This window comes from Portibacter lacus (genome assembly GCF_021533215.1).
GTDB classification, from domain to species: domain Bacteria; phylum Bacteroidota; class Bacteroidia; order Chitinophagales; family Saprospiraceae; genus Portibacter; species Portibacter lacus.
On record NZ_JAJNKA010000002.1, the window covers coordinates 175001 to 189052 of the forward strand.

Consider the following 14052-nt stretch of genomic DNA (forward strand, 5'->3'; position numbering starts at 1 on the left):
TTTGGGATTGCAAAGATAGTAGCGTTTTTCATTTATGCAAAGCTTTCCGAGAAATATTTTAAATATTTTCTCAAAACACACCTTTTCATCAATATCCACCCCAAGTCAAAATTAGGATCTCCGCATATCATCGGTATTTGATTTCGTGTTTTAAAGCAATAGCAGAACATACTTACAACTAAAACCGTATCTACTTAATTGAAAATTAAATCTCTTTTTTTTAAAATAAATTACTCTTTTTCACTCAATCAACGAATTTAAGATCATATACACATGATATAGGCCCTTCTCGCCCATGAAAACTGAAGGAATTAAACTAATCGATTTGAAATATTTATTGGAAATATGTAAAAAGTAATTGAAAAATATACTTTTTCTCAATTTAAGAATTACTATTTGATTCTTATAATAGATAAAATGGTCGAAGTATTAACTATAAATATCCATTCTTACTTTATAAAAGTATGCAGGTTCCGATTTATCTATAAAGAAAATATGAGGTGTTTTTTTATTCTACCCTGCAATGCCTTTCAAAAAAAACATTTGAATCTACTTTTTATAATAAATTGAACCTATGTCGAACTGCACTTTCTAAAAACAAGTACATCTTTTTTCCATCATTTACTCGAATTCTTTTTCGTTTTACCATGATAGCATTTGATTTCTTGATCTTTTCGAACAAATTCAGGTAGTAAACATATGCTACATGGACTCCAAATCTTACCTCTCTTGGCAATTTTATTATTCCTTTATATGCATCATCGAAGTCTTTTTTGATATCTGACTCTATTCTAAGCTTCTCATTATTATCAAAATGATTAAAATCTATCCCTGGGAAATACACTCTTCCTCTTTCATCGAAATCACTTTTCATGTCTCTTAGGAAATTTATCTTCTGAAAAGCTGCTCCTAAACTTCGTGCAGGTGAAACCAACTCCTCATATAATGCATCATTTTTATGACAAAACACTTTCAGACACATTAACCCCACCACCTCTGCTGAACCATAAATGTATTCTTCATATAGATCATCGCAATACTCATTGTGATATAAATCCATTTCCATACTTTTGAGAAATGCATTAATTAATGCTGGATCTATTTGGTATTCATTAACCACTTTCTGAAAAGCATGTAATACTGGATTAAGACTAAGCTTCTCATCTATCGCTCTGAAAGCATCCTTTTTAAAATCATCGAGGAGTTTCTTCTTGTCATACCCATGAAAGGTATCTACAATTTCATCTGCAAATCTTACGAATCCATATATATTATATATAGGTGCCCTAAACTTTTTCTCAAATGCCAGTATTCCTAGCGAAAATGAAGTAGAGTACCTTTTAGTAATTAAATGGCTACACTCTTCACACGTTTTTGTATATAATGATAACATCTAAGTGGCTTTTTATTGTTTAAGTATTTCTTGTGCTACTACTTGCCCTGATATTAGAGAAGGTGGAACACCTGGTCCTGGAGTCGTTAACTGTCCTGTATAAAATACATTCTTAATATTACTCTTCATTTTTGGTTTCAAGAAAGCTGTTTGTCTTAGTGTGTTTGCTAATCCATAAGCATTTCCTTTAAAGGCATTGTAGTCAGACTTGAAATTTTCAATTCCATATGACCTCTTATATATAATATGTCCTCGAATAGATTCTCCTGTTTGTTCCTCTAATCTCTCTATCATTATATTAAAATACTTTTCCCTGATTTCTTCATTGTCCTCTAAGTCTGGTGCGAGAGGCATGAGTAAAAATACATTCTCCATTCCATCAGGTGCAACACTATCATCTGTTACTGATGGTACACATACATAGAACAATGGGTCCGATGGCCATTTCGGCTCTTCATAAATATCTTTCGCATGTTGATCAAAATCTTTATCGAAAAACAGATTATGGTGTTTCAAACTCTTTAGCTTCTTATTTACTCCTATATAATATAGTAGTGACGATGGTGCAAGTTCTCTCTTATCCCAATATTCAGCACTGTACTTACGGTAAGCTTTCGGGATAAGCTCTTGTTCGATATGTCTATAATCTGCAGAACCAACTACAAAATCACATTCGTATACATCCGTTTCTGTAAGTACACGCTTAGCCGCTCCTTTCTCTATGTCAATTTGGGTAACATTCTGATTACATAAAATCTCTACTCCGAGCTCCTCAGCAAGTGAAATCATACCATCTATTATCTTATGCATTCCTCCCATTGGATACCAAGTGCCTAAATTCAGATCCGCATAATTCATTAAACTATATAAAGCTGGTGTCTTCTGAGGTGTAGCACCTAGAAATAAAACAGGAAACTCTAACAGCTGAATCAACTTAGGATTTTTGAAGAGTTTGCGTACTTGCTTAGAAATAGAACTAAACATATCTAACTTCAATGCAGATTTAGCAATTCTCAAATCCATAAATTCAAGTATAGAATGACTAGGTTTCCAAACGAACTCATTCATTCCTACCTCATACTTGTACTTTGCTTCTTCTAGAAATTGTTTTAACTTTTCAGAACTACCTGGTTCTATCTGATCAAAGAGAACATATAGATCTTCTATTTCTGCTGGTACTTCTAGTTTATCGTCTTTATAATATATACGGTACGAAGGATCAAGTCTGACTAAATCGTAATAATCACTTACCTTCTTACCAAATCGATTAAAGAATTCTTCAAACACTTCTGGCATCCAGTACCAGCTAGGGCCCATATCAAAGGTGAATCCTTCTGCTTTAAATTTCCGAGCTCTTCCTCCTGGAGAATCGTTCTTTTCTAAAACTTTCACCTTATATCCTTTCTCTGCTAGACAACTTGCTGCTGCCAGTCCTGAAAACCCAGACCCTATAACTATAACTTCTTTCATTTTTACGTCTCTAGTATTGTCCTCTAGATGACTTACTTAACACGAATTCTGGTGTTTTGTTCTAGAAGTGAAATACATTAGAATTATTATAGACTCCTATAATACGCAATTTTGAGCTGAATTACTGTTAACTTTTATCTATGTATTATATATATATGTACTTGAAAATTAGATTTGATAGAATGGATATGCCAACCTAAAACAAAAAGAACCTATATATATAATATATACACTAGTTATCATATATAAAAATGAAAAATATAGTATCGATCATATTATTCCTTGTTTTGATAACTCCTAATGGATTAAGTCAGGAATTAAGATTAGTAGATTCTATTGTTACATCCTATCCATCTAGTGGTCAAACTGTCAAAAAATTATCTAAGAGAATAAACAGTTCATTCAAAAGTGATCTTGAAAAAGTAAGAGCAATTTATACGTGGATAGCTTTAAACGTAAGCTATGATATAAAAGAAAGTGGCAAATACAATTACACAAACTTTGACGAAGAAGAAAGGCTAGTGAAAGATATAAAACAAACTAAAAAACTTTCCAAACGTGTGATTTCAAAACGTAAAGCTGTATGTGAAGGTTATGCATCACTATTTCATGAACTATGCATAGCTACTGGGTTGGAATCCGAAATTGTTCTTGGAAACGCAAAAACTAACATTAGCCAAATCGGGAATTCAAATAGGTACAATCATGCATGGAATATTGTGCAAATTGATAACTCTAAATATCTATTTGATGTGACTTGGGATGCTATTTATGAATTTAAACCCAATGTGACTTACCGATACTTCATGACTAATCCTCGGATTTTTATTAAGAATCATTTTCCCAAATCATCAATAAACCAATTAATTGATAAACCTGTTAGTCAAACAGCATATGCAAATTGGCCGCTATTTCATATGACTTCATCAACAGAAGAGTTCGAAATATCACCAATCCAAGGAATATTATCGAAAAAAGAAAATGTCAACTTTGAAATAAGAACTATAAATGATACTCACTTAACTTCTGCTGGATATTCAATAGGTAAACAGTTTGTTAACGTAACTGACTTAATTAATCAAAATGGAAACTCCATCAACTTTAGTGTAGAAAAAGAAAAATTGACAAATTCAAAATTGACTATTTTTATGAATAATAAATCGGTTGCAAGCTATAAACTAAAATGACTACATGTGATAACATGCCGCGATAACTCCATACCTCGTTCCTCGGAACGGAGCATGCAGCTAAGACGTTATAAAAACGTCTAGATCTCAATGCGGAAACACTCCTTATATATATATAATAATAAGAAACAAAATTAAGAAGCCAAATCTGCGGGCTCTTCTTAAGTCTTCTTTTTCACGAGTACAATCTTACTATTATCAAGAGATGAAAAGGTTTTCATCTTTTCTCGATACTCATTGTACTTCTCAGGCGGAAATTCAAATATCTTCGAAACCCATTTCTTATATACTTTGATGGCATCGTCTTCTTTGCTGATGCTCAATCTAAAACTGCCATATACTGTGTCCTCATCAAAGTTTTCATTTGGCAATGCTTCTATTTCATAATCATCTGGAATAATTATGGTTATTTCGTGTTCAACCGTTTCTTCTACTATAGAATAAAAATTGAGCTTTCGCTCTTCTACAGAAGACGGAACGCTAAGTTCACTATTTACACCATCTAGAGGAATAAACAATCTTTTCCCCGCTCTAGACCCATATTGACTAACCTCAAGCTCATATTTCGTTTGAAGTTTAGGTTCTCCGTCAATAATATCATCCTCATATGAGAATAGTTTTTGAATTCCTACTGGGTATGATCTCTGAAAGGATTTCTCTTTTTCTTCTTGTGTCATCATCGGAAGAACCGTCCGATAATAGTCATGACGGTAACCTTCATAAGTACTTACACTTTTAATATGTGCACCTCCAGATTCTAATAATTCTATACTTGTAGATATATGTTTAGTATTTTCATCCTTCCCCATCTTAGGAGTATGTTTAAATATCGGACCTGAGGCAGTCGATATCATCACCTTCTTATTAGCATTATCATTACCAAGGTATCCCAAAGGATAATTATTCGAAGTACATTCGACAAACATATCTTGAGAAGGGACATATAGAATGGCATGATTAAACAAACCAGCATCCACAAACTCTTCTGAAAGTGGGTTATATACTTCCTCCCCTCTTTTAATAATCACTTTATTATTCTCAACTCCAATCTCTGAAAGCATTGCTCCCATAAAATTGGAAAGCGCTTTACAATCTCCAAATTTATTGTGTTCTACGTATGCTGCATCAAATGTCTGCCACCCACCTATGCCTAACTGAACACTTATATATCGCATGTTTTCTTTCAGGTAGGTATAGAGTGCATCGATTTTGCTGAACTCATCATCTTTATCTTCTGTTAATTGCTTCACCTTCGCCGCCATTTCAGGTGACAATTGATCACGATCCACATTCAGTTGGTAGTAAAAGTCATTATAAGTCTCCCATGTTTCTTGACTTCCTTCATATCCATCAAAGTAAAATTGAGTAGGATAGATCTTTACTAGAGGAAAAACTCGATAACCAGATGGCCCTAGTGGTTCGTATTTAAGAGCAGGTAAGTTTTCGACTTCCCATACCAGTGCCTTTTTATTATCTAAGGTTTTCTCTTTAGGATCCATCATCCCATTATAACCTCTATATCTAATTTTCAAATCTGATGGATATGAAATAATATAAGAAGATTTAACTACAGCTTGATTGTATTGATTCGGATAGTAGTGGTCGTATACTTGCATTCCATCATACTCCACTTCTGATTCAATTTCAATAATGTATGGCGGATTGAATTTTTCGAAACTTAATGACAATGATCTGGAATCTGAGTATAATTCATTAGAAGGAGTCGGTAAGTCATGAAAATCTTTTTTCTTATATTTTTCTAAACGCTTACCATCTGCATCAAATATGGAAACATTAAGGTTTTTTACTTTGATAAGATCATTAAAACCTACAGCATAACCTGTATCATCACTGTCCTCACTTAAAATTAATATTTTCTTATAAGTTGTTTTTATAGCCTTCTTCTTAGAAAGAACAGCATATTCTATCTTTTCTTCTAAAACAACATCATTAGCATTCTCATATGTATTACTAACGGGATCAACTTCTGAAGAAAAGCCACAAACATTGAACAAGAATATATAAAGTAGGACCTGTTTCATACTAGACTTTTTTAAGCACTATTTGCTCTCCAGACTTTTCTATCATCATATCAAAAAGTCTTTTCAATGCTCCATATTCAGATGGGGCATAATGAGATTTCCGAATATCAATTTTCTTTATAATTTGAATTATATTTCCATTCACACTTGCTGATAACTGAAAGATGGCTGTTCTATCTTCTATCGTCATCGAAGTTCCCTCTGGAATTTCATCTACTTCATACCCTTCTGGAATAGTCAAATAAAAAATATATTGTTCCAAGAAAGGTCGCCCGAAATCTACTGGGAACTTCCTCTCATTAATTTTAAAAGGATTTTCTTCATAATTACTATATACAAAAGGATCTATATACATTAATTCACCAGCACTGACGCATGCTCCAGGTATTTCCACTTCAACTTCCTCTCTAAAGCTTTCATAAAGATTGCTTTCGTTTTCGCACTTTGCAGATAGCACATCTACATCAGGAAACTTATCCTTAATTCTGTTCTCCCAATGTTTTCCGTCTTTTCCATCTTCATAATGATCACGTTCTATAATTGCATTCGCATCATCATATTTACCTTTAAATGTTCCAACTAGCGCGTCACCTTCAATATTTAAATTAAAAAAGAATATATCAGACCCTTTAGATGCTTCTATATTGAACCAAGTTGGCCCTTCTTTCCTAGCAATTAGTCCTTCTTTATTTAATGCGTCAAAGCCTACGATCCCTGGAGGTCGATTTTTTTGTTCAATGTCTATAAGCATTGGTTCTCCTTCCACTTCAGCATAAACGATGGCATATGTAAATTGGTCAATGAAAGGATATGCAGTGTACAACTGACCATGACTACGTGTACTTATCAAAAATGGATGGGCTTCCACTTCCATTTCCCTCAGTAAATTGATCATCATAAAACTAAGTTCAGAATGATTTGCTTCTTTGGCTTCGAAAGCTTTCTCTATTCCATCGGTACTATACAAACCATAATACCCATTGCACTTCACATTTTCAAGAAGGAATGATTGCAGTTTGAGAATCTTTTCTTTTACCGGAATTTCCATATCTAAGATAGGCCGTGCCAGTTCTACAATCTCGTTAGAGGCACCTTTCTTCTCAATTTGGCTACCAAAATTTTTGCTATCATAGAGTTCTTTTATTAATTGCTCCCAAGTAGAGGTCAATGTTTTGTATACGCCATAAGAATCATTATAACCTTTAAGCTGCATTTTCAATCGGCCTCTATAATCCTCCATTGTTGTTATAAAGGATTCACTTTTCATAGAAGGAACATTTTCCATGGTAAAAGTGCTTACATCTGTCTTTATATATTCTTGGCCTTGCCTTAGAAAGATATAATCTATATTCTCCGGTACGTCGTACTTAACGCTAGCAAACTTGGTGGGGATATCGAATTGAAACCAGAAATCTTCAAGAGAAAAATAATTCTTAGACCTTAGTTCGTAGTAATACTCTATAATTACTCCTTCTGTAAGTTTTGGAAAAGTAAACTTAACGTTAGTCCATGCATTATCAGCTTCTTCTTTATAGATTTCTTTCTTTGAAAGCTTATACGACGAGCCATCAGGATAAGTAATCAAAGCCTTTAAGTTAGATATACTCTCTGTTTTGTCCTTATGATAATAGGATATATTAATTTCTGCCCGATCGAAAGCTGTTTCTTTGAAAATTTTAATTCGCTTGAAGTTGTAGTAAACCATACTAATTCCAGTACCTGGAAATACCATTTTGACTTCAGATGTTTTAGCTAAAACAACGGCATCAGCATCTGGATCAAGCTCATATGACTTCATGTCGATATCTTCTTGAGATACTTTTCCAAATCTGTCTGATTTCTTCTGACTTATTGCTGGACTAGAGAGCATGCTTACGAAAAAACAAATCAATCCAACTGATAGATTAAGATTAAAGTTAGGCATTTAAAAGGTATGGTTGTGTTAATCAATATGTTAGGTAGTAAAAGTATAAATGATATTTAGTAATCACAAAGTTTTGTAGGGAAATTGAAAACATTTAACATGTATGTAATATGACTTACATATTGACTAAGGTGAAAATTTAAACTTCGAATCTTGAAAATCATTGGTGTAGGCAAAGTGATTATGTACGTGCGACCTAATCTTTGCAATATTAAAAAAGCATCTATTCAATCAGTGTTTGATACTTTATCGTTCTAATGCTTTTCGCTTCCCGAAATATCGATGGCCATAACCGAAATTAAAAAGACCTTTACCTTGGTATACAAGATAAAGGCCTAGATATCTGCTATCGACAACAGATATTATGTAGAGTTGATTCAATCATTCTTTCTGGGCATTCAGAAATTTATCCAGACTTTCGCCCTTCGCTTCCTGCTTACCAAGCGTCCATGAATCGGTAATAGATGTTTGCAGCCATTGATCCCCAGACTTTCTGAAGACTTGCACATACAGACCAAAATAATCTTCCATTAATTTTTCAAAATCACTAACCTTAATATTTTCGTTCAATGAAAGCTCACCATCATTCAAATCTGGGTTGAGATAGTCTAAAGTCACCTCCTCTGTAATTAGATTCTTATTACTAGAGATTTCATTATTCCCGTGTTCCTTATTATAGAACTCTATTTTGAGCATTGGATAATGGTTGTGAAATGTATTTTTGACTTCCTCTGTGGTCATGTTGCTACGGATTTTCATAACTTTTAATTTTTCGATTAGATTCCTAATATTAGGATGAGGATACTATCCAAGAATTCATTAACTTATATTTATGATGACTTGGGAGAAATCTAGGCCCGCTCTCCAAGTAACCATAATGCTTTTCTTTTAGATTTAACTTTATAGTTATCTGCTATATATTTAAGAATATGGCTTTTCGCCTCTTCTATGTCATCTGTAAATAAGATTAACTGTTTATCTTCTGCAGAAATCGTCTCTTCATCTTCCATTTTTAAAATCATAGCTTGGATATCCGCATAGAATTCATTACCCATAACCACTACTGGAAAATTTTGCAAAACAGCTGTTTGTATTAGTGTGATCGTCTCGAATAACTCATCTAAGGTTCCAAATCCTCCTGGCATCACTATGAATGCGTAAGAATACTTGAGTAACAGTACTTTTCTCACGAAAAAATAATCAAACAAGATCCACTTCTGCATGTAAGGATTCACCTTCTGCTCATGTGGCAACTTAATCGCACATCCCACAGTCCGACCACCTGCTTCAAAAGCTCCCCGATTAGCTGCCTCCATAATACCTGGACCTCCACCAGTCATAATGGTAAACCCTAATTTCGATAGATCTCCTGCCAAGTTTTGGGTAACCTTGTAATGCTCGTTGGTCTCTGGCAATCTTGCAGAACCAAAAAAAGTAATACATGGACCTACAAAATGTAACTTCCTAAATCCCTTAAGTAGTTGAAGCATTACTCTGAATGAAAAATTCAATTCTTGCCCTCGACTATTCGGACCATCTAGAAATTGTAATTCCGGATTCAGAATTTTGTCCATACCATCCAATTTTTCATCATTTTATAAAAACGCTTTATTATCAGTTTAAAATTAGGCGATATATCTCTTCATCTCCATGATTAACATCACCTACTACATTGATTCGTATCATTTCTTAGCAGCCTGATATTTGAGAACTTGGTAAAAAAAATATGAAAACTATTCTTGCTCTTATTGATGTGGATGCAAAGGCCACCGAAATTTTAGATACTGCTTTTAGGTTTGCTAAGCAGAATGACGCAAAACTCATCGTTTACCACCATTTATTTAAGGAAGAGAGTATTTCAATACGTCCATCAGAATTCGCGATCAACTCAGATACTAGCATTTCGAAGTCTGGACAAACGTACCAAGAGACTTATAACCTAGTTCCTGAATATAGATTTACTTCCGGAAAGTTTAAACATCAGATTCTAGACTGTGTTAAAAAGGAAAATGTAGACCTCATTGTTATGGGATCTAATGGCGTGTCCAATGCAAAAGAAAGAATTCTTGGAAGTCACGCTGAAAAAGTATTGGAGAGTGCCGAATGTTCTGTCTTAATTCTAAAAGATCTTAGATTAAATCATCCTCTTAAAGAGGTTGTCTTTGCTTCTTCATTTAATAAAAAGGATAGAGAAATATTTACCTATTTTTTGGAATTTTTAAAACTTCCCTCAGACTGTCTGATACACTTATTAATGGTAGATACTTATAGTTTCTTTAACCAACCTTCCATACTTGTTCAAGAATCACTGGAAGAATTCGAAGAACTTGCAAAGCCATACCGAACAGAATCACATTTCTTTCATGGAATTTCAATAGAAGATGGGATTTTAAAATTTATGGGACAAATGAAACCAGACCTACTTGTTATGAGTAATAAATACAGTAGAATACTAAGAACAAGTTTATCTGGAAGTAAAATGATTGCAACTATTCATCAGAATGAACACCCATTTCTTAATATAGACTACGATAGTAGTAAGAAGGAAGCGTAGGATTTCATACTCAATGTTAACGCAATTGTCTCAACAGGATGTTTTTTGTTCCAGAATAAAAGAGAGAAAAGGTCTAAACAATCTAAGATTCAGGTAATATCAGTACAGGTATTTCACTTTTATAAACCTGATTTTTAGTAATACTAGTTTGAAAAAGGCTTTCAAAAAATCCTTTCTCTCTCCTTATCATACAGAGCAGATCGTAATTACCCTGAGCTAGGAATGCATTGATCGTGTCATTGATGCTTTGCGACATGGGCACTTCGCGATAAGACAGCTCTAAATCCTTAAGATATGAATCGATATCGTGATGTTTTTCTTCACTTAATCCGCTATTGACATTAAGGAGGGTAACAGCGGAATTAAACTTGAATGCCAGTTTTTGCAATGGTTCAAGAACCTTGAACGAAACCTTATCCAAATCTGTAGCCAATATAATTTGCTCTAGACTTAGCATAGAATGATGTGGCTGAACAACCAAGACAGGAACTGTAGCTAAATCCAAAGCTGTGGCTGCAACACTACCAAATACCACCTTCTTCCAACCAGAAGCACCTCTACTCCCCATGACGATTAAGCTTATATCATTTTCTTCTACTGCACTATTAAATAGTGAGAAAATAGGAGCTTCTTCTATTTTAGTTTGAAGGGAAAGACCTTTTTCAGCTACTTTATCAATGAATTTTCGTTTAGTAAAATTCATCTTATCATTAATTCTTTTTATAAATGGTTGCTCGTCATCAGAAAAATCCGAATTATAATCACGCCTCCTATTAAAAGAGTAGACATGGTACAATAACAGATCACTTTTGAATTTACTGCCGATTTCAATTGCAAAATTCATTGCTTCATCGGAAACAGAGGAAAAGTCAGTTGGTATAAGGATTTTTTTCATCTTGAAACATTTTTCAGAATCCTGAGTTGCTAATCGAATTCTAGTTAAAAAAGAATACGGAACGTTATATCATCAACTTAGGATGATAAGGTCTAAGTTTTTAAAACTCGATCAAGAAGAAATTATAGCAATACCCGTTTCGTTTCGTTACTAAACATCTACATTTTGAAATTATTGATAACAAGGCCTGATGCCATGTTATAGCTATCAAAAGGTATTGCTTATCTGCAAATTCTTATTCAGAAAACTAATTTACGTTGTTTTAAATATAAAAAATTGATTGCTAATACACAATTAATTATACGTGCATTCTTAGCGCAAACTGCTTTCTGAATATGAATTTGAATATTGGACACTTAAAATATTACTCTTTCTATGCTTTTGATTGCATGTCGAGTTCTTTTTCATTTTTTAAATTCCAAATTTGATCTGAAATATCTTTAACCATACCTTTGTACTTGTTTGCATTTTCCTCATCGCCCAATTTTTCATAGACCGTTGCAATACCATTTAATGAAGGAATGTGTGCGTAGTTAATACTAAGACATTTTTTATATTGATTAATCGCTTCTTCAAAAAATCCCTTTTCAACAAGCTCCACAGCAGTTGCATATTGATTTTCTAGATCTTGGATTTTTGATTCTAATTCTAATGTTATCGCATCTTCATGTTTCAAAGTAATAAATGAACACATTACTTCCCTAATCACTTTCTCTGTAACGCTACCCATCAACATCTTACTAATTCCAGACTTTCCTGTTGTACCCATAAGAAGTAAATCAGAGTTGTGCTTATTCACTGCTTTGAGGATCTTCTTAGCTGGGTCACCTCCCAATATTTCGATTGAATAGTCGACATCGACTAAATTAAACTCTTCTATATACTTATTGAACTCTTCTAAATGATCCGATTTTCTTTGTTCATTTATTTCCGTCGGGTCCAGTTTAGTAAAAGACTGCCGAAACAGTGTATAGACTGATAATATAACAAGCTTAGCACTGAATAATCTAGAAATCATTATCGCTGTCTTTAGTGCACGACTTGATTCTTCAGAGAAATCTACTGGGCAAATGATATTTCTAATGTCGAGGGATTGATGATTATTTATTACAAATACAGGTTTATTACTTTCTCGAATAATTTTTTCAGCAGTTGTACCTAATCTGTATTCACCTTTCTTTGATGATTCGCCTGAACCGACGATAACCATGTTTGCATTTATCTTATCAGATGCATCAACAATTCGATCATAATAACTTCCAAATTCTAAAATTGGATTTCCTGTTTTTATGCCTTCATTATTAATTCTTTCATTCACTTCATTTAGTTGTGCAATTGCACCTTTTTCAACCATTACTCTCACCTTATCATTTCCAATATCATTCGGTAAAACATGGATTAAAGTTATATCGGACTTGAATTTTTTCGCAAATTTTATTGAATTCACCAATAAATTTTCTGAAGACTCACTAAAGTCGACTGCAACAAGTATATTTTTAAGTATTTTCATAATAGATTTAATTTATTTAGTTTTTAAATTCGAAAAATTTATTGTTCAGCTATTGGCTTATATTGACCAAACCCATATCTTCTTTGATTTAGAAGGTGATATAATAATTTTTCTTGCTGTACTAAGTTAGCCCGAAATAGAAATTGTAGGTTTGATATAAATCAGCAATTGAATTGATTTGAATCAGAAGGCGTCCAATTATTGAAACGCCTTTTATCTCTAGATAATCATTAATGGTACCTCTAGCTGGTAAACCATTTTTTTCGTGTGACGTTTCCCAAAAAGTCTATTCCAAAAGTTCTTAGCCGATGGATGCATGACGATCATTTCTGCATCAAAATTATCAGCAAAATCAGAAATCGTTTCTTCTATATTATCACTAACTTCTGTGTGGAACTGAGTCTGCACATTACTTGAATTATCTAATAGGAACTGAGAAAATTCTTCTATTTGTTCTTCATTTGCCTTGGCTCCTTTATCTATAACATGTAGACATTGCACAACTGCGGTATTCGGCTTAATCAAATTAGATAATTTCCAAATATTGAAAGGATCAGACTTATCAAGATCTGTAGCGTACACTATATTATCGAGGAGCTTAAAATGGTAATCTTTAGGTACTAAGATTACTGGGATACTAGAATGTGAAATTACTTCCGAAGAAGCTGAACCCAAGAACTTCTGTAAGTTGGATTTTCCTTTGCCACTACTTCCCATAATAATAAGGTCAGCTTTAACCCTTTCGCCTTCCTTGATGATGGAGCTCGCAATTTGCCCTAAAATTACATTCGTGGTAATCTTCACTTTTTTGTTTTCTTCTTTGCCTTCTCGACTAAGCGCCTCTAGATTGTCGAGATTAGTTCTTGCTGCATCCAGCAAAGCTTGATTTGCAACTGAAGTCATAGATGGATATTCCACAGACTCATTTACTGGAACAACCACATTAATAATATGAAAATTGGCTTCTTCATTTCCAATAAAGCTTAATGCATATTCATAGGCGTCAGCGCCATTCTCAGAAAAATCAGTAGGAATAAGTATATTTTTCATTGTTCTAGTTTTTTGTACATAGGTAAG

11 protein-coding genes are annotated in these 14052 nt (G+C 33.5%); 2 read left to right on the top strand and 9 right to left on the bottom strand.

Going from position 1 to position 14052, the window contains the following annotated elements:
• Positions 1 to 556: 556 nt before the first annotated feature.
• Positions 557 to 1393, bottom strand: a complete 837-nt coding sequence (locus tag L2586_RS03205; protein ID WP_235291327.1) for a phytoene/squalene synthase family protein — start codon at positions 1391 to 1393, stop codon at positions 557 to 559.
• Positions 1394 to 1405: 12 nt separating this feature from the next.
• Complete coding sequence (locus L2586_RS03210; RefSeq protein WP_235291328.1) at positions 1406 to 2863, bottom strand: phytoene desaturase family protein; 1458 nt, start codon at positions 2861 to 2863, stop codon at positions 1406 to 1408.
• A gap of 251 nt (positions 2864 to 3114) precedes the next feature.
• Between L2586_RS03210 and L2586_RS03215 the strand changes: the two genes are divergently transcribed.
• The gene (locus L2586_RS03215) at positions 3115 to 4050 is read left to right on the top strand and encodes a transglutaminase domain-containing protein (protein WP_235291329.1); all 936 of its coding nucleotides are present in this window, start codon (positions 3115 to 3117) and stop codon (positions 4048 to 4050) included.
• 161 nt (positions 4051 to 4211) lie between these two features.
• Here the strand turns inward: L2586_RS03215 and L2586_RS03220 are convergent, their stop codons facing one another.
• From L2586_RS03220 to L2586_RS03235, 4 genes are all read right to left on the bottom strand, one after another.
• Positions 4212 to 6092 (bottom strand): DUF3857 domain-containing protein, encoded by a 1881-nt coding sequence (locus L2586_RS03220; RefSeq protein ID WP_235291330.1) that lies wholly within the window; start codon positions 6090 to 6092, stop codon positions 4212 to 4214.
• Position 6093: 1 nt separating this feature from the next.
• Complete coding sequence (locus tag L2586_RS03225; protein WP_235291331.1) at positions 6094 to 8016, bottom strand: DUF3857 domain-containing protein; 1923 nt, start codon at positions 8014 to 8016, stop codon at positions 6094 to 6096.
• A 381-nt stretch (positions 8017 to 8397) separates the two neighbouring features.
• Positions 8398 to 8775, bottom strand: a complete 378-nt coding sequence (locus L2586_RS03230; protein WP_235291332.1) for a hypothetical protein — start codon at positions 8773 to 8775, stop codon at positions 8398 to 8400.
• Positions 8776 to 8867: 92 nt separating this feature from the next.
• Entirely contained in the window at positions 8868 to 9590 is a 723-nt protein-coding gene (locus L2586_RS03235; protein ID WP_235291333.1) for an LOG family protein, read from the bottom strand.
• 152 nt (positions 9591 to 9742) lie between these two features.
• Between L2586_RS03235 and L2586_RS03240 the strand changes: the two genes are divergently transcribed.
• Positions 9743 to 10570 carry a universal stress protein gene (locus tag L2586_RS03240; protein ID WP_235291334.1) on the top strand — a complete coding sequence of 276 codons (828 nt, stop codon included), beginning with the start codon at positions 9743 to 9745 and terminating at the stop codon, positions 10568 to 10570.
• An 82-nt stretch (positions 10571 to 10652) separates the two neighbouring features.
• On the opposite strand, the gene L2586_RS03245 is transcribed toward L2586_RS03240, so the two are convergent.
• The 3 genes from L2586_RS03245 to L2586_RS03255 form a co-directional block, all read right to left on the bottom strand.
• Entirely contained in the window at positions 10653 to 11465 is an 813-nt protein-coding gene (locus L2586_RS03245; RefSeq protein ID WP_235291335.1) for a universal stress protein, read from the bottom strand.
• Between the two features lie 373 nt (positions 11466 to 11838).
• Complete coding sequence (locus L2586_RS03250; protein ID WP_235291336.1) at positions 11839 to 12975, bottom strand: universal stress protein; 1137 nt, start codon at positions 12973 to 12975, stop codon at positions 11839 to 11841.
• A gap of 219 nt (positions 12976 to 13194) precedes the next feature.
• Positions 13195 to 14025: a universal stress protein gene (locus tag L2586_RS03255; protein WP_235291337.1), complete on the bottom strand. Its 831-nt coding sequence runs from the start codon at positions 14023 to 14025 to the stop codon at positions 13195 to 13197.
• Positions 14026 to 14052 lie beyond the last annotated feature (27 nt).